General features: G+C 69.2%; 16 protein-coding genes. 4 read left to right on the forward strand and 12 right to left on the reverse strand.

The window, feature by feature from the left end; translation table 11 throughout:
• Positions 1-8: 8 nt before the first annotated feature.
• From hypE to C9J87_RS14175, 12 genes are read right to left on the reverse strand one after another with little or no spacing between them, the layout of a single operon-like run.
• A complete protein-coding gene (gene hypE / locus C9J87_RS14120) occupies positions 9-1,106 on the reverse strand; it encodes a hydrogenase expression/formation protein HypE (RefSeq protein WP_051204281.1) in 1,098 nt (365 codons plus the stop codon).
• The gene (locus tag C9J87_RS14125; protein ID WP_010834808.1) at positions 1,103-1,816 is read right to left on the reverse strand and encodes a D-sedoheptulose-7-phosphate isomerase; all 714 of its coding nucleotides are present in this window, start codon (positions 1,814-1,816) and stop codon (positions 1,103-1,105) included. Before C9J87_RS14125 ends, hypE begins: the two co-directional genes overlap by 4 nt.
• On the reverse strand, positions 1,813-2,553 hold the full coding sequence (locus C9J87_RS14130; RefSeq protein WP_010834807.1) for a sedoheptulose 7-phosphate isomerase: 741 nt from the start codon (positions 2,551-2,553) through the stop codon (positions 1,813-1,815). The genes C9J87_RS14125 and C9J87_RS14130 overlap by 4 nt, the downstream gene beginning before the upstream one ends.
• Positions 2,550-2,792, reverse strand: a complete 243-nt coding sequence (locus tag C9J87_RS14135; RefSeq protein WP_010834806.1) for a HypC/HybG/HupF family hydrogenase formation chaperone — start codon at positions 2,790-2,792, stop codon at positions 2,550-2,552. Before C9J87_RS14135 ends, C9J87_RS14130 begins: the two co-directional genes overlap by 4 nt.
• Positions 2,792-5,182 (reverse strand): carbamoyltransferase HypF, encoded by a 2,391-nt coding sequence (gene hypF, locus C9J87_RS14140; protein WP_107705828.1) that lies wholly within the window; start codon positions 5,180-5,182, stop codon positions 2,792-2,794. Before hypF ends, C9J87_RS14135 begins: the two co-directional genes overlap by 1 nt.
• The gene (locus C9J87_RS14145; protein WP_198652365.1) at positions 5,179-6,393 is read right to left on the reverse strand and encodes an NHL repeat-containing protein; all 1,215 of its coding nucleotides are present in this window, start codon (positions 6,391-6,393) and stop codon (positions 5,179-5,181) included. Before C9J87_RS14145 ends, hypF begins: the two co-directional genes overlap by 4 nt.
• A gap of 2 nt (positions 6,394-6,395) precedes the next feature.
• The gene (locus tag C9J87_RS14150; protein WP_010834803.1) at positions 6,396-7,343 is read right to left on the reverse strand and encodes a NifU family protein; all 948 of its coding nucleotides are present in this window, start codon (positions 7,341-7,343) and stop codon (positions 6,396-6,398) included.
• Positions 7,340-8,737 (reverse strand): hypothetical protein, encoded by a 1,398-nt coding sequence (locus tag C9J87_RS14155; RefSeq protein ID WP_010834802.1) that lies wholly within the window; start codon positions 8,735-8,737, stop codon positions 7,340-7,342. The genes C9J87_RS14150 and C9J87_RS14155 overlap by 4 nt, the downstream gene beginning before the upstream one ends.
• Entirely contained in the window at positions 8,734-9,801 is a 1,068-nt protein-coding gene (locus tag C9J87_RS14160) for a hydrogenase maturation protease (RefSeq protein ID WP_010834801.1), read from the reverse strand. Before C9J87_RS14160 ends, C9J87_RS14155 begins: the two co-directional genes overlap by 4 nt.
• Complete coding sequence (locus tag C9J87_RS14165) at positions 9,788-11,425, reverse strand: nickel-dependent hydrogenase large subunit (protein WP_010834800.1); 1,638 nt, start codon at positions 11,423-11,425, stop codon at positions 9,788-9,790. Before C9J87_RS14165 ends, C9J87_RS14160 begins: the two co-directional genes overlap by 14 nt.
• Before the next feature lie 30 nt (positions 11,426-11,455).
• Complete coding sequence (locus C9J87_RS14170) at positions 11,456-12,427, reverse strand: NADH-quinone oxidoreductase subunit B family protein (protein ID WP_036491546.1); 972 nt, start codon at positions 12,425-12,427, stop codon at positions 11,456-11,458.
• A 12-nt stretch (positions 12,428-12,439) separates the two neighbouring features.
• On the reverse strand, positions 12,440-12,868 hold the full coding sequence (locus C9J87_RS14175; RefSeq protein ID WP_036491544.1) for a DUF1641 domain-containing protein: 429 nt from the start codon (positions 12,866-12,868) through the stop codon (positions 12,440-12,442).
• 309 nt (positions 12,869-13,177) lie between these two features.
• On the opposite strand from C9J87_RS14175, the gene C9J87_RS14180 reads away from it, so the two are divergent.
• Genes C9J87_RS14180 through C9J87_RS14195 form a run of 4 tightly spaced genes read left to right on the forward strand, consistent with a single transcriptional unit; the run spans position 13,178 to position 16,196 of the window.
• On the forward strand, positions 13,178-14,215 hold the full coding sequence (locus C9J87_RS14180; protein WP_198652366.1) for an AraC family transcriptional regulator: 1,038 nt from the start codon (positions 13,178-13,180) through the stop codon (positions 14,213-14,215).
• Positions 14,208-14,603 (forward strand): hydrogenase maturation nickel metallochaperone HypA, encoded by a 396-nt coding sequence (locus tag C9J87_RS14185; RefSeq protein ID WP_010834796.1) that lies wholly within the window; start codon positions 14,208-14,210, stop codon positions 14,601-14,603. The genes C9J87_RS14180 and C9J87_RS14185 overlap by 8 nt, the downstream gene beginning before the upstream one ends.
• Positions 14,581-15,360 (forward strand): hydrogenase nickel incorporation protein HypB, encoded by a 780-nt coding sequence (gene hypB, locus C9J87_RS14190; RefSeq protein WP_010834795.1) that lies wholly within the window; start codon positions 14,581-14,583, stop codon positions 15,358-15,360. Before C9J87_RS14185 ends, hypB begins: the two co-directional genes overlap by 23 nt.
• Positions 15,357-16,196, forward strand: coding sequence for a hypothetical protein (locus tag C9J87_RS14195; RefSeq protein WP_010834794.1), 840 nt, complete (start codon positions 15,357-15,359; stop codon positions 16,194-16,196). Before hypB ends, C9J87_RS14195 begins: the two co-directional genes overlap by 4 nt.
• The last annotated feature ends 140 nt before the right edge of the window (positions 16,197-16,336 follow it).

A 16,336-nucleotide genomic window follows, 5' to 3' on the forward strand; every position in this document is an offset into this window, starting at 1 on the left:
GAAACGGGTCAGCAGATACGGGGCAACGGGTCACCGACGAGCATGTCGACGATCCGGCTTCCGCCGAACGGGGTGCGCAGCGCCACGATGCCTGGAGGTTCTGCGACCACCTCCGCGATGATGGCGGCGTCCTCGCCCAGCGGGTGCGCACGCAGGGCCGCCAGCGCGGCCTCCGACTCCTCGACCGGCACCACCGCGACAAACTTTCCTTCGTTGGCGACGTACAGCGGGTCGATGCCGAGCAGGTCACACGCGCCGTTGACGATCGGTCGGACCGGCAGCCGCGCCTCCTCGATGATCACCCCGACGTTTGCGGACTTGGCCAGCTCGTTGAGCACCGTGCCGACTCCACCGCGGGTGGCGTCACGCATCCAGCGGGTGCCCGGTGCTGCGGCCAACAGCTCGCTGACGATGCCGCCGAGGGCGGCGGTGTCGGAGGAGATGTCGGCCTCGATGTTGAGCTCGCCGCGCGCGAGCATCACCGCCATCCCGTGGTCGCCCATGGTGCCGGAGACCAGGATGCGGTCGGTGGGTGCGACCCGCTCCGGTCCGAGCACGCGGTCGGTCGGGACGATGCCGATGCCGGCGGTGTTGATGAAGAGGCGGTCGGCGGCACCTCGGGGCACCACCTTGGTGTCGCCGGTCACGATCTCGACGCCGGCGAGTGCCGCTGCCTCGGTCATGTCGGCCACGATCTCGCGCAGCACCTCGATGGAGAGGCCCTCCTCGATCACGAATCCGGCCGAGAGCCACTTCGGGACCGCACCGGAGACGGCTAGGTCGTTGACCGTGCCGTGTACGGCGAGGTGGCCGATGGAACCGCCGGGGAACTGGATCGGCTGGACCACGTAGGAGTCGGTGGAGAAGGCCACCCGTTCGCCACTCGGCAAGGTCAACCCAGCCGAGTCGCCGAGAGCGGCGAGGGTCGGGTTGCCGAAGGCCTCCAGGAAGACGGCGTCGGTCAGCGCTGCCGATGACTTCCCACCGGCACCGTGGGCCAGCGTGATGACGTCCTCGAGCAACCGCGGCCGCCGCTGCCGGAAGGCTTCGATCCGCGAGAGCACTTGCAGCTCGCGCGGCGATTGGGCGCGTGGTGTGACCGTCATCGGCCGACCTCTTCCCGAGTAGGTGTTTGGGTAGCGGGGGGCGTCGCGCGGCGGACGGCGCGCAGCTCCCGCATGGTCTCCTGCGCGACGGCCCACAGCCGGTGGCCGATCATCGCGTGCGACTCCTGAATCCGGTGGATGGACTGGGAGTCGACGGTGAAACAGTGGTCGAGCTCGTCGCTGGCCTGCATCTGACCGCCGTCGTACCCGGCGAAGCCGATGGTCAGCAGGCCGCGCTTGCGGGCCTCCCCCAGACCGCGGAGCAGGTCATCCGAGTTACCGCTCGTGGACAGGGCGATCGCGATGTCCCCCGGTGTGGAGTGCGCGATGATCTGACGGCTGAAGATGAGCTCGAAGCCGACGTCGTTGCCCAGGGCGGTGACGACCGCCTGGTCGTCCGTGAGCGACCACGCCGCCACGGGCCGGCCAGCGGGCGGGTTGCAGAAGAGGCCGGCCAGGGTCGCGGCATCGGTGGAGGAGCCACCGTTGCCGAACGTATAGAGCCTGCCGCCGGCCACGAACCGCTCGCCCATCGCGCGGCCCGCAGCCACGATGTCGCCCTCCATCCGCGCGAGCGACGAGCGCTGCAGGTCCCGGGAGATGGTCGCCTTGTCTCGAGCCGAGGAGGCGAGATCGACCAACAGGGCCTGCGGATCCTTCTCGTCGGCCTCGATGAAGGGATAGAGGAATCCAGTGCTGTCGTCGGTCATGAGGGCTCCACCTTGGTCAGGGCCAGACCGGCATGGATCAGGATCAGGTCACCGGGAGCGACCTCGCCGACGAGGGTCACGTCGACGTCCTCCTCACCCGTGGCAGTGCGTACGGCGGCCGGACCGGCGAGCTCCAGCGGTGCTTCTACGACCTCGGCGAGGCGCCCCTCGTCGGAGCAGGTGACGCAGACCTCGTCGGTGCACTCCTCGTCGTCGACCGTGAGCAGTCCGGGGTGCTCGAAGCAGACGTGGGTGAGCTCCCAAAGCAGGTGGTACATCAGCACGAAGCGCCCGGTCGCCGGGACCATCGGGTCGTCGGAGGCCACCCAGAGCACGTGGTCGGCGGCACCATCGGGCGGTTTCTGGCCGAAGCCGACCCAGATCGTGGAGACCCCCCACGCCGGCGCCCGCTGCATCAGGCTGCGGGTAGCGGGGTCATCGGCAGCCGCCACCGCGAGCACGACGTCGCCGGCCCGCACGGCGACCCGGGTCTGTGCCACCGGGTCAGCGCCCACGAGGGCCACCGACGGCAGTGCGCGCTTGCCCATGATCACCGGGTGCACGAACTCCACGGCGACGTGGTGGGCGTGCGGCTCCCACTGCGGGCTGACCACCCACAAGGTGGCACCTCGATGGAAGGCCCTGGCCAGGGACAGGGAGGCCTGGGCCAGGTCCATGGAGAGGTCGGTGCCGATCAGCTCGTCGGCGATCTGGTAGTGATCGGTCTGAACCGTCATACCGTCTCCTCCAGTAGTCCGACATCGCGCATCATCGCGATGGTCTTGTGGGCCTCGGCCTCATCGAGCCGGGTGAGTGCGAAGCCGGCGTGCACGATGGTCCAGTCGCCGACGTCGAGGTCGGGCAGGTAGTTGAGCCGGATCACGCGCTCCTCTCCGACGAAGTCGGTACGCGCGAGCAACGCACCCTCCTCGTCGGTCCACCTTTCCCGGATCTGGCCGGGCACTCCGAGGCACATCAGGTCTGCTCCTTCGTCGAGGTCTCCACGATCGTCCGGGTGGGGGTCGCCGCCAGCATCGCGGCCGCCACCGCGGCCTGACCGAGCGCCAGGCCACCGTCGTTGGGTGGCACCTCACGGTGCATGAGGACCTCGAAGCCGGAAGCCTCGAGGCGTCGCGCGACGGCGTCGGCGAGCAGGCGGTTGCAGAAGACACCCCCGGTGAGCCCGATGGTCCGCGTCTCCGCGGCCACCGCCTGGACGCTGGCAAGGGTGGCCGTCGCATCCGCGAGCACGTGGTGGAAGAGCAGCGCCGAGTGGCCCACGTCGGCGCGGGCCTCGGGCCGACACAAGGCCAGCACCAGCGGCTCGGGATCCAGGAAGGGGACACCGCCGGCAGGGGTACGCACCGGCAGCCACGCTGGAGCCACCAGGTCGTGGGACAACGATCGCTGCGCACCCCGGGCGACCATCTCGAGCTCGATCGCGGCCTGCGCCTCGTAGGTGACGCGGCCCCGGATGCCCAGCAGCGCCGAGACGACGTCGAAGAGTCGACCAACGGAGCTGGTGGTGACCCAGCCGGTGCCGTGCTCGAGAAGACCGGGCAGGACCTGGCGCTCCTCCGTCGTGAGCTCGAGCGGCAGGTCCTCGAGCGACCCCCCTGCGGCGAGCACCGCGAGAGCGGCCGTGCGGACGGGGTTGCGCACACCCGCGTCGCCGCCGGGGAGACGTACGGCGCCGAGATGGCCCACCCGCTCGGCGGTCGTTCCGCGGTCACCGAGGACGAGAAACTCGCCACCCCACACCGTGCGGTCGCAGCCGTAGCCGGTGCCATCGAAGACGACGCCGAGAATGGTCTGGTCGAGGCGGCCGTGCTCGGCAGCCAGGGCAGCGAGATGCGCGTGGTGGTGCTGAACCTCGACCACGGGTACGTCGAGCTCGTCGGCCAGGCGCAGTCCCCAGGCCGTCGAGGCGTACGCCGGGTGCGGGTCGACGACCACGGCCTCGGGACTGGCCCGGTGGAAGCGCAGCATCGTTGCCGTCGCCGCGTCATGGGCGCGCCGGGCCTCGAGCGACCCGAGGTCGCCCACGTGTGCGGAGAGGAAGGCCTGGCCGTCACGGGTCAGGGCGAAAGTGTTCTTGACCTCGGCCCCGGCGGCGAGCACGACCGCATCGCCCGCCAACGCCACCGGCAACGGCGCGAAGCCACGCGAGCGTCGGACCGGCACCGGTCCGCGAGGACCCACCGCGACGACGGAGTCCTCGCACGGCACCACGATCTCGCGGTCGTGGGTGAGGAACAGGTCGGCGATCCCGGCCAGGCGGTCGAGCGCGTCGGCATCAGTGAAGGCGATCGGCTCGCCGGAGGCGTTGCCCGACGTCATGACCAGCACGCTCGGCGCTCCAGGTGCTCCGTCAGGCAGGTCCGCGAAGAGCAGGTGGTGCAGCGGGGTGTAGGGCAGCATCACGCCGAGCTCGTCGTAGCCGGGCGCGACGCAGACGGCCACCGGCGCCGCAGGGCGCGAGGGCAGCAGCACGATCGGTCGGGCCGGTGAGGTCAGCAGGGCCTCGCCGCCACGGAGGTCGACCAGGGTCGCCGCGGTCTCGAGGTCACGGGCCATCAGTGCGAACGGCTGGTCCGGGCGGCGCTTGCGCCCCCGGAGCACCTCCACCGCGGTGCAGGAGGTCGCATCGCAGGCGAGGTGATAGCCGCCGATCCCCTTGACAGCCACGATCGCCCCGCCGCGCAGGGCCGCCACAGTGGCGCGCAGTACCTGCTCGGTGTCGGTGGCCAGCTCGACGCCATCCGGCGAGCGCAGAACGACCCGCGGGCCGCAGTCGTGGCAGCCGATGGGCTGCGCGTGGTGGCGGCGGTCCTGCGGATCGGCGTACTCCCTCTCGCACGATGCGCACAGCGGGAACGGCGCCATCGAGGTCTGCGGCCGGTCGTAGGGCAGGTCGCGGGTGATCGTGAAGCGCGGACCGCAGTTGGTGCAGGTGATGAAGGGGTGCCGGTATCGGCGATCGCCGGGGGCGTACAGCTCGGTCAGGCAGTCGTCGCAGACCGCCGCGTCCGGCGCGACCAGCGTGCGGGCGCCGACCGATACCGACGAGGTCTCGATGGTGAAGCCGGCCTGACCGGTGGGGTTCAGACGGGCGGAGTCGACCGAGACGATGCGCGCCATCGGCGGCGCCTGGCCGACGAGCCGGATCAGGAAGTCGTCGACCTGGTCTGACTGCCCCTCGACCTCGATCAGGACGCTGGTCGCGTCATTGCGGCACAGGCCGTCCAGCCCGAGCTCCTCCGCGAGCCGGGCGACGTGTGGCCGGAACCCGACACCCTGCACCACGCCGCGGACCACGACCCGTTGCCGGACCGTCGTCTCGGTCCAGCTCCTCAGCGACGTCATGGCCGCTCCCAGATGGCGATGCGGTTGTTGCCGCTGTCGGCGACCAGCAGCAGATCCGGAGTGTCTCCGCCCGGATGCCAGTGCACGCCGTAGGGCCAGCACAGCGTGTCGGGGGCAACCTGCTCCCAGCGGTTCTCCCCGTTGGCGGCAAACGTGGGCTGCCCCAGCACGGCATCCGGCGGGTCGTCGTGTCTGGCCTCGGCCGAGCCGTAGAGCAGCACCCGGTTGTTGGCCGTGTCGGCGACGGCCATGGCGCCATCCGGTGCGGTGGAGACAGCGTAGGGAAACCGGAAGCGCCCCGCCTGGGAGACGTACGGGAACTCCATCGAGGCGGTCATGTCGGGTTGACCGAGTACGGCATCGGCCGCGCAGTCTGTCTCCGGGTGCCGGGACCAGCGGAGCACGCGGTGGTTGCCCGCGTCGGCGACGACGATCCCGTCGCCGGCCGCGGCGATGCCGTGTGGCCAGCGGAAGGAGTCGGCGCGCGCATCACCGCCACGGTTCTCTTCGCGGTCGGTGGGTCCGGGCTGTCCCAGGACGACGTCTGCGGGCCGGTCCGTGGTGGGGATGCCGTCACGCCACACGAGCACGCGGCGGTTGCCGGTGTCGGCGACGTAGAAGCGGCCGCCGATGACCGCGATCCCGAACGGCCAGTACAACGAGCCGGCGTCCACCTCGCCACCACGATTGGGGTCGACGTGGCGCTGGTCGACCTGCCCCAGCACCTGGTCCGGCGGCGTTCCGGTCACCGTCGGGACCGCGTTCCACACCAGGATGCGGTGGTGCCACGCGTCGGCGACGACTAGGCGGCCACCGTGGACGAGCACTCCGGTGGGCAGGTGCATCCCGAATGCCGGGCCGCGGCCGCCGGCGGCCGGGCCCTCGGTGTGCTCGTCGGCCTGGCCCAGGATCACATCGGCCGGCATTCCGTCGCGGGTGGGGACGCCGTGCCAGATCATCACGCGATGGTTGCCGGTGTCGGCAGCGACCACGATCTGTCCGTCGGTCCAGGCCGCCCGGGGCGCGTAGAGCTGGCCGGCCGCCGGTGCGGCGGCAGGAAGCTGCAGGCCGCCGGGCGAGTCGGCGCCCAGGATCGCTCGCGGCCGCCAACCGGCGTACGACGCCGGCGCGGCATCGTCGAGACCGCGCAGCCCGTGCCCCGGCAGCACCCCGGTGTGCACGGAGCCCGTTGCGATCACCTGAACCCGCACGGTCAGCCCCCGAGGTCTCCGCCGCAGCGAACCCAGACCTGGCCGTGCTCGAGACGCAGCGGCAGCTGCTGGAGCTGCGCGCCGGGCATCGACATGCACTCGCCGTTGGTCGAGTCGTAGCAGAATCCGTGGCCCGCGCAGGTGATCGTGCCCTGGCCTGCATCGATGAGCGCGTCGTCGAGTCGGCGCCCCAGGTGGGCGCACTCGTTGACGAAGGCCGACATCTGGCCGGCGGCGTTGACCACGATGACCTCGAGTGACGGTGCGTCGCGTGGAGTGAGCGTCACCGCACAGACCTCGCCGACACCGACCGCCTCGGCTGCCACGGCTGAGGACCAACCGGCTTCCTCAAGCTCGCGCTCGGCCCGGGCGAGGTCCTCGGCAGCTGCGTCCGGTGAGCCCACGGTGATCGAGCTCAAGGGGATCAGGGTCGGGGTGGGGTCGTTGGGAAGCACCTCGACGGAGGTCAGCCCGGGCACGCCCTCGACCAGTGCGGCCTCGACGCCGTTGCGCATCGTGACCGATGCCATCGAGCAGCCGTTGCACGCTCCCTGGAGGCGCACGAACGCGGTGCTCCCGTCGATCCGGTCGAGCTCGACGCCGCCGCCGTGGGACTCGAGCCCGGGGCGCACCGAGTCAAGGACGCGGCGCGCCAGGGTCAGCTGGTCCGGCCGCACGAGGCCGTGCATCGTGAGGACCATCAGCACGTCGGGCTCATCGACCAGCTCGAAGAGGAGCTGCTTCCCGCGCGGGTCGTCACGGAGTCGCCGGACGACGGTCGTCAGCGCCTGCTTGTGCAGCGCGTTGAGCGCGTCCAGCGCGTCGGTGATGACGGCGCGGGAGTCTGGCTCGAGGCCGGACAGCCGGCCCATGGCCTCGTCGAGGGCGCCGGCCAGCTGCTCGATGGACCGGTCGGTGTCCTCGTGGACCGGCTGGGCCTGAGTACTCATGGCCGGTCCTGACCTGGCCGCAGCACGGTGACCCTGGGCTTCGGCGGTGTGACGGCGTCGATGCCCAGCGCCGCGGACTGCGTGCGGACCCCCATGCCGGAGGTGAACGTCTCCGGCTGCGGCATCCGGCCCAGCCGATCGGCTTGCCGGACCAGGTCCGTCAGCGACTCGTCGGGGTCCTCGACTCCGGCCTTCGCGATCTCGTCGAGCACCCCGCGTACGGCCATCACCGACTCGTGGTCGAGCTGGGTCTCGAAGAGGTAGCGGGCTTCGACGAGCTTGGCCTTGGCCTGGTCGGGGATGCCCAGATGCGCCAGCACGTTGCCCTGGTTGGCGAGCAGCCGGGCCATGGCTGACGGGTCGGACTGGCGGATACCGCTGACCAGGATCTCCTCGTAGAGCTCGACCGCCTCGACCAGGTTGTCGCCCTGGTGGGTCGAGGGGGTGTAGACGAGCGCGTTGGCGAGGTTGAGGGTCGCCGTCGACCAGGTCTCCGGCGCCGCTTCGGGTGTGAAGACCCGCCGACAGGCGCGCAGGGCCTGGGTCGCGACACCGAGTCGCAGCTGGTCCGAGGCCGTGGTCATCGGGGTCGCCAGGTGGGCGGTGGCCAGGTCGAGCTGCAGCCCGGCCCACAGCTGTGGTGAGGACTCCTCGGTCACGAGCTGGAGTGCGTCGTAGTAGCAGCGCATCGCCTCGTGGAGCAGTGCGCGCGCGTCGCCCCGGCCGCTGGCGGCGTCCTCGTGGGACAGGCTGCCCAGGTGGTGCAGGAGCTCGGCGCGCGACTCGCGCAGGTCGCTGCTCCCGGCGAGGAGCGCGGTGGCCTCGCTCAGCGAGGCTCTGGCCTCGTCACGCTGACCGGCCTCCCTCAGCAGGGTGCCGTGGTGCCCGCGGAGGACTCCGGCAAGTCCCGCAGCAGGAGCGGCCGCCCGCGCAGCCCGGTCGAGCAGGTCGATGGCAGTGCCACCATCGCCGGACTCCAGGCGTTCGGTTGCCAGAGCCGCCCATACGAGCGCCGTGACCTCACTAGCAGCCATCGGAGGCGGCATAGCCGGCAGCACGCCTTGCCCGGTCGAGTAGGCCACCACGTCGACCAAAGGCGCCAGCTCGGCGGGTAGCCCGGCCCGGATGGTGGCGGGGTCGGCTGTCTCGGGGTCGAGCACCCAGCGGTTGTAGGCGCTGACGGGGTCGTCACCCGCACAAGCGGCCGACGCCGCGAGCAGCTCACCGGCATGGGCCAGGGCGTGGGCACGGAGCCCCTCCGGCCAGACCAGAGGCAGGATTCCCGCGGCGAGGTCTGCCCGCACGTCGTCGTGCCCCTCGACGAGCAGCAGGCCCTGGGGGAAGGCAAAGGCGCCCAGCCCCCAGACCGTGCCGGTCTCAGCGGTGGTCGTCATCGTTGTCCTCCACCGGCGCGCGACGCCGGGTTGCTGTTCGGCGAATCACGTCGGCCGCCAGGTTCGCGAGCGCCGACGACCTGTGGGTCGAGACGGCTCGTCGCTCGACTCCCTGGTCGCTGATCACCAAGAGGTAGACCGTCCACTGGCCGGACTCCTGGATCACCTCTGTCGTCACCTCGAGTCCCATGGCGGTCCTCCTCTCCGGAGTCGTCACCGACCAGCTGCACGGAGAGCACGCCCTTCGCGTCATCCCAGCTCGCTGAGAACCGGCCCGCCACCGGTCGAAAGCCCAGCACCTCGTGGATGAGGACGGTCCGGTCGCCTGCGGCGTTGCGTTGGCGGAGGACCAGGCCCCCGTTGGCGGCGCCGATGAGTGGGATCAGCTCGAGGACCGCACCGTCGAAGCTGGCGACGCACACGTCAGCCGGGAACCGGGCGTTCGCGAGCTCGGCTCCCAGGTGGAGGTAGCCGTCGTCGGTGATCTCGACGGTCGAGGTTCCTGACCGGGGGTAGAAGTCGCGGTCGATCAGTCTGATCACCTGGTGCATGGCCTCGTCCACCTCACGGGTAAGTGGCGCCCCGAAGTCGATGGTGGCGACCTCGACCAGGAACACGGTGATGTCAGTTGGTCGCTCCGGACCGAGCAGCCACTCGGAGAACGCCAGCGCGTGGTCCCACCTGAAGTTGTGGGTGTGCAACCCGTCGATCGGCGGCAGCTCCTCGAGCTCGGCCGCCGGCACCTGGTAGATGGTGCCCGCCTCGGCGCCGGTGTGTGCCGCGTCGACGATCACCACCCGCCGAGCGCCGCGCATGCCAAAGGCGACGTCCATCCCCGACGTACCACCATCCACGATGCGTACGCCGTCGGGCACCCCCCGGGTGAACAGCGTCCGGATCAGGACGGGCCCGACGGCGTCGTCACCCCGCAGGATGTTGCCGCAGCCGATGACCAGCAGGTCGCAGGCCTCCGGCGCGAACCCGTCATCGAGGAGGGCGTGCGGAGGTGGGGCCGGGTGGGTCGTCCCGGCCCCGAGACCGGGACCGGGCTCAGACCATGCCATTGATCACGAACTTGTTCAGTTCCTTGCCGGTCTTGCCGTCGTAGGCATGCACGGTGCAGACCAGACAGGAGTCGAAGGAGCGGGCGACGTGCCCGAGCTCCACGGGGTCGGACATGTCCTTGACCGGCGTGCCGACCAGAGCGGCCTCGATGGGTCCGTTGGTCCCCTCGGAGTCTCGCGGCCCGATGTTCCATGCCGTCGGAGTGACGACCTGATAGTTCGCGATCTTGCCGTCCTCGAGCACGATCCAGTCGGCCAATGCGCCGCGGGCCGCCTCGGTAGCACCGAAGCCCTTGCCCGAGGAGGGCTCTTCGGGCTTGGTGTAGAACGACCCGTGCAGGTCGATCTCGCTGAGCCACTCCATCACCCAACTCAGATACTTCGGCGCCTCGTGCATGCGGGCCATCTGACGAGTGAACACCGACGGGCCGAGCTTCTCCAACATGTCCACGAACAAGGGGTCGTCGTCCTGGTGCGCGGCCGCGCCCGGAGCACCAGCCGCGATCCGTCGCGCCAGCGGCCCGGCTTCGAGCGGGATCCGGCCGAGGTCCGGCACGTCATAGCGCGGCGACTTGGCCCAGGAGTACTTGCCGTCCTTGCGGCCCTGGAGCGGGTCGATCGGGTTGGTCTCGCCCTCCCACGGGTGCAGGGGACGGTCGCCTGTGAAGAAGGAGTGGGTGACGTCCTCGGTGACCCGCAGGTGATCGAAGTCGTGCCACCGGCCGTCCGCATAGACACCCGAGCGACCCCGCAGTGCGTCGTTTCGGGCGTCAACCGTGGGGTTCTCGTACATCGACGGCTCGAGGTAGGTCCCGGTGGCGAGGAAGTTGCCGCACCCGGCGCCGTACTTGTCCAGGCCGACGTCCAGGGCGTAACGGATGAAGAAGCCACAGTCGGAGTTGTACTGCGACTCGTTCTCCTCGACCCACGCCTGCATGTCGTCCCATGTCTTGATCTCCATCCAACGTTCGATGGAGCAGCCGAGCCACTCCTTCTCCAGCCAGTTGTCCTTCCAGTGGTGGAGGATCGCGGTAGCGCGCGTGATGTCGGAGAGGTTCGGCGCACTCATCACACCGCCCGGAACCATGAACGAGCTGTGCGGCCACTGACCACCGAAGATCGCGTAGACCTCGACCGGCTTGCCGGAGAGGACCACGCCCTTCTGGTAGGCGGTTCCGACGTACGGCGCAAAACGGCGTACCGCCTCGTCGTAGAGAGGCGAGTTGGCGTAGTTCTTGTTCACCAGGTCGACTGCGAAGAGCGCGTAGAAGTAGCGGGGAATCGACTGGAGCGTCTCGCAGGCCTGCGCGATGTTGCGGATCAACGTGGCGTTCTGCGGGACGTGCGTGGCCCACGCCGTGTCGAGGGCGTAGCAGGCCTTGTACAGATGGGAGCCGCCGCAGATGCCGCAGATGCGGGGCGTCACGATGAGCCCGGCCTGCGGGTCCTTGCCGCGCAGGATGATCTCGAAGCCGCGGAACATGGCGGCCTCGGTCCACGCGGAGGTGACCACGCCATCCTGGATCGTGACCCGCACGTCCAGGTCGCCCTCGACGCGGCCCATCGGGCTGACGAAGAGGTCGATGGAGTCGGCACCAGCAACCGGGTTGTCAACTGCAGTCATGGGTTCCTCGTTCCTGTTCCGACATGTCCGTCAGACGACGAACATGTCCTCCTTGGACCACTGCGGAGCAGCGATCCGAGCGGCGGCGGCGTGTGCCATGTAGGTGATGTGGTCGGCACCCTCGGGGACTTCCTTGGGGATGGTTCCGGAGACCTTCTGGGTCTTGAAGACGGTTCCCTTCGCCAGGTCGAAGAACGGGAACTCCGGCTCCGTACAGCCCAGACATGGCATGCCGGCGCGCGTCTTGGAGCTCTGGCGATTCCACAAGATGCGGTTGCACGGGCTGTGCGTCATCGGGCCGCGACAGCCGAACTCGTAGAACAGACAACCTGTGCGGGTCCCCTCGCCGAAGCTCGTCGTGGACTGCTTGTACTCGAAGAACTGCACCCGGGTACACCCCGTCTGCGTGAACGTCTTGAAGAACGTCTGAGGACGGTGCAGATCATCCAGCGCGATGTCGCCGGCGCGACCGGTGGCCAGCGCGACCAGGATCTGGGTGATCCAGTCGGGGTGGGCAGGGCAACCCGGAATGTTGATGACGGGGAGACCGGACTTGCTGCGCCAGTCGGGTCCCAGGAAGCCTCCTCGATCACGCTTGTGGAACTGCAGACCGGTCGAGTCGCTGGGGTTGGGCTCCATTGCGGGGATGCCGCCCCAGCAGGCGCAGTCGCCGATCGCGACGACGATGCTCGCGGCCTCGCACAGCTCGGTGACCCACTCGATCATGGGTCGGTCCGCGAACATGTCCATCCGCCCCGACCCGTCCGGGCCCTGGATGACCGTTCCCTCCAGCACGAAGATGTCGAGCGGCCGTGCTCCGGAGGCACAGTCGTTGAAGATCTTGGTGGCGTTGTCCCCGAGCTCCATCCCGAGGCTGGGGTGCCACAGGAGCTCAAGCCCGAAGTCGACGATCAGGTCGACGACATTGGGCTCCTCGGCGTTGAGAAAGGACATCGTGTTGCCCGAACACGCGCCCGCTTGAAACCACAGCACTGACGACATCTGATGACCTTCCTAGTTCCCTGCGTGGGTGATGGTGGCCGAAGGCGCTGGTTCGAGCTCCTGGCCGATGGACTTCGCGACGGTGGCGCCATAGCTGAGGGCGCGTCGGATGTCGGGATCCTTGAGCAGCCGCGCCAGGCTCAGCAGCCCGGTGATCGCGACCGGGGACTCCTTGAACTGCTGGCCGCCGGCCACGAGACCGCGCGCGACAGTGGCCACTGAGTCGACAGCCTGGGGGCTCACCACGTCGGAGGCCGCGAGCCGCTTGGCACTCGCGACCAGGCCTGCCACATCCACCGCGCCAAGGGTGCCCAGCGTTGAGGCGAGTGCAGGGTTGCCGTTGACGGTGGTGCGCAGCTCGTCGACGCTGGCGAAGAGACTCTCGCCGACCGTCTCGCTGCGCGCGACCAGCCCATCCAGTCCCTCTAGGAGCACGGCCACCAAGTCAGCGTGGTCCAGCAGACTTGCGACAGCCGCGGCTACCTGAGGGTCCTGGAGCTTCTCCAGAACTGCGTCCGTGGTGCGTTCACTTGGTGGTGACAACGTCATCCCATGACCTCCTAGCGACCCTGATCCGTGGAGTGCCGAATGTAAGCGGGCTCACATTCGGCCACTATCGACTTTGCGAACGCACTATCACGATCGCGCAAAATTCTTGATGCAATGACGCAGACCATCGATAGTGGGCAGCGTCCGATGGAGTCGGAGGGAGTGTCCATGGAGCGGCTGTCTCGCTTGAGATTCATGAACGTGGACCGCACACGCGACCCGGTCCGACGCCGGATCCGGCCACGGGGCGTGCCCAACGCACTGCAGGACCACCCCGTCGTCGACACCGACGACCGAGCCCTGGCACTAGACATGACCCGGCAACTGCTTGGCGAATGTCAGGTCACGCCAGCGCGGACGGAGCTCGACGACTTCCATTGCCGGCTGCATGCCGTGCAGCTGATCGACGTGTCGATGACCTACCTCGACTACGCCGCCGCAACCAGCATCAAAGTGGCCGAGTCCGCCGACTGCTACACGGTCCACATGACCAGCGCCGGGCACGGGACCGCGCACATCGAAGGCCAAGAACACCACCTCACACCATTCTTCGCGTTGGTCATCTCCCCCCGCACGACGTACACGCTGAGCATGGACCGCGACTCCCCCCAGAACATCATCCGGATCGAGCGCGAGGCCGTCGAGCGACAGCTCTCCCGACTGCTCGGCCGCCAACTCCGCGAGCCACTGGTCTTCGATGCGGTCGGCGACCTCACCACTGACGAGGCCGCCCGCTGGCACGGCGCACTGCAGATCTTCTCCAACGAGGTGATGTCGCCGCGCTCGCTGATCCAGCAGGGCATCGGCGCCGCGCCGCTGGAGGAGATGGTGATCTCCACCCTGCTGCTCGTCCAGGAGAACAACTACAGCCACGCCCTCAAGTCGCGCCCGACCACGTCGGGGAAGCCGGCGGTCACCCGCTCCATCGAGTTCATCGAGTTGCACCTGGCCGAGCCCATCACTCTCAATGACATCGCCCGCTACGCCCGGATGAGCCCCCGCTCGATCCAGGCCGGCTTTCGCGAGGACCTCGGCACCACCCCGATTACGTTCATCCGGGATCGGCGGCTCGACGCCGTACGCCGGGACCTCCTCTCGGCGATGCCGCGTGAGGGCATCACGGTGACCGACGTCGCCGTCCGGTGGGGCTTCAACCACCTGGGGAGCTTCTCCGGCATCTATCGCAACCGATTCGGCGAATCGCCCTCGGCAACGCTGCGAGGGACGCGCAGTGCATGAGCTCTCGCTGTGCCGCAGCATTCACCAGATCGTGGACGGCGCCCGCCAGGAGCGACGGGTCCTCACCGTGCACCTCCAGGTCGGGCACTTGCGCCAGGTGATCCCGGAGACCCTCGTCTACTGCTGGGACCTGGTCACCGCCGACGGTCCGCTGGCGGGGGCGAGGCTCGAGATCGACCACATCCCGGTGGTCCTCTCCTGCCACACCTGTGGGGCGGAGACCACTGTGGAGCATGCGCTGGTGCTGACCTGTTCCGCGTGCGGCGGTGGCAACACCCAGCCCATCCGAGGCGAGGAGTTCATGGTCACCTCGCTCGACCTGGCTCCCGCACGAGTCACCAGTCCACCGACCGAGGAGGCAACCCATGGGCCGATTCCACCGACATGACGACGGCACCGAGCACGCTCACGACGGACCGGAGCACTCCCATTCCCACTCGCATGAGGACCTCGGGGACCACACGTCGTACGAGACAGGGCCGGAGCGGATCAGCGTTCTGGAGCGCATCTTCAGTGAGAACGACGCCGCTGCCGATGCCAACCGCGCTGCCTTCGCCGAGAACGGCGTGCACTGTCTCAACCTGATGTCGTCCCCCGGCGCCGGCAAGACCACGCTTCTCGAACGCACGCTCGCGTACCTGCAGGCGAGCGGGGTTCGCGCAGGGGTCGTGGAGGGCGACATCGAGACCTCGATCGACGCGGACCGACTTGCCGGATACGGCGCACAGGTGGTCCTGCTCAACACCGGCGACGGTTTCGGCGGCGAGTGCCATCTGGACGCGCCGATGGTGCGCAAGGCCGTGGCCGGGCTGGACCTGGGCAGCCTCGATCTACTCGTCGTGGAAAACGTCGGCAATCTGGTCTGCCCGGCCGAGTTCGACGTCGGGGCCCACACGTCCGCGATGGTCTACGCCATCACGGAGGGCGAGGAGAAGCCGCTGAAGTATCCCGTCATGTTCCGCGCCTGCGACGTGGTGCTGGTCAACAAACTGGACCTGCTCCCCCACCTCGACTTCGACCTCGCGCTGTTCCGACGCAACTTGGCACAGATCAATCCCGTGGCCGAGGTTTTCGAGGTCAGCGCCCGCACCGGCGACGGCCTCCACGCGTGGCACGAGCACCTGACGGCGATGGTCTCGGTGTGAGGCTCCCCCAGATCGATGCCACCGATGACCAGATCGGCTTCAGGTGGCTCTCCTCCGAAGGCAGCGTGCTTCCCCTCCGCGAGGTCATCGCCTTGCCTGGGGCCGAGCCCGACCGCTGGCTACCCACTCACCTGGAGGCCCTCGACGACGTACTGATCGAGGTCGCCGGGACGTACGGCGAGGTGCTCGGCGGAGGCCGGCGACCCACCACAACCGAGCGGGACGCGCTGGTCGAGGTCTATGCGACCCTGGACCGGCTGTGCTGGGAATATGCCGACGCGCACGCAGCGACCGAGCTTCCCGGGTCGGTGCGCGCGGGGCAGATCATCGGCACGGCTGCGTTGATGAGCATCCGGACCCGCGAGGCCATCTCGATGATGGGCGCGCCACCCTTCGCCGGCGACCTCGACGAGCCCGGCCTGGGCGTCATCGGCGGCCGGGCGGGCCTGCACTGGGTGACCCCCGAGACCGCGTGGCCGGGAGCCCGCTGGCTGGTCGTCACCGACGACGGTCTGCGACTCCCGGCAACGCTGACGATGCTGCTGTTCGACGCGTCCGGTGTCGACAAGGACGCGACCCTGACCGAGCACCGCGAGGCGCTGATTCAGGTCACGGACGCCGTGACCGACCCGGCTGCGGAGCCGATGCAGGCGAGTGGCGCGCTCGACTGGCTGCTCTTCGACTGGATCATGGCCCACCGTGACGGCCCCGACTCGGGGGCGGTCGAGATCCGCTCGGGCAAAGTGGCCGACGCGGACATGATCGTCGCCGCCGCGGCCGCCTCCGCTCATATCCGCGCCCGCTTCGACCCGGCACTGGTCGGGTCGCTCGCATGAGGCCGCTCTCACGCTCCTGCCCGTGGCCTGCGTTCGTCGCGAAGGCGGCGGCATTTCACACCCCTGATCTCCCACCGGGGTGAGCCAGCGAGGGCCATGTGTCGACACCGGTCACTCATCGCAGACAAGGAGGACAGACC

The organism is Nocardioides allogilvus, from assembly GCF_003047285.1.
Taxonomy (GTDB): Bacteria; Actinomycetota; Actinomycetes; order Propionibacteriales; family Nocardioidaceae; genus Nocardioides; species Nocardioides allogilvus.

Coding starts and splice junctions, on each gene's coding strand:
- C9J87_RS14170 (WP_036491546.1), bottom strand. CDS start 12,427: ATGTCGTCAGTGCTGTGGTTTCAAGCGGGCGCGTGTTCGGGCAACACG.
- C9J87_RS14130 (WP_010834807.1), bottom strand. CDS start 2,553: ATGACGGTTCAGACCGATCACTACCAGATCGCCGACGAGCTGATCGGC.
- C9J87_RS14155 (WP_010834802.1), bottom strand. CDS start 8,737: ATGACGACCACCGCTGAGACCGGCACGGTCTGGGGGCTGGGCGCCTTT.
- C9J87_RS14160 (WP_010834801.1), bottom strand. CDS start 9,801: ATGGCATGGTCTGAGCCCGGTCCCGGTCTCGGGGCCGGGACGACCCAC.
- C9J87_RS14150 (WP_010834803.1), bottom strand. CDS start 7,343: ATGAGTACTCAGGCCCAGCCGGTCCACGAGGACACCGACCGGTCCATC.
- hypE (WP_051204281.1), bottom strand. CDS start 1,106: ATGACGGTCACACCACGCGCCCAATCGCCGCGCGAGCTGCAAGTGCTC.
- C9J87_RS14165 (WP_010834800.1), bottom strand. CDS start 11,425: ATGACTGCAGTTGACAACCCGGTTGCTGGTGCCGACTCCATCGACCTC.
- hypF (WP_107705828.1), bottom strand. CDS start 5,182: ATGACGTCGCTGAGGAGCTGGACCGAGACGACGGTCCGGCAACGGGTC.
- C9J87_RS14125 (WP_010834808.1), bottom strand. CDS start 1,816: ATGACCGACGACAGCACTGGATTCCTCTATCCCTTCATCGAGGCCGAC.
- C9J87_RS14135 (WP_010834806.1), bottom strand. CDS start 2,792: ATGTGCCTCGGAGTGCCCGGCCAGATCCGGGAAAGGTGGACCGACGAG.
- hypB (WP_010834795.1), top strand. CDS start 14,581: ATGGGCCGATTCCACCGACATGACGACGGCACCGAGCACGCTCACGAC.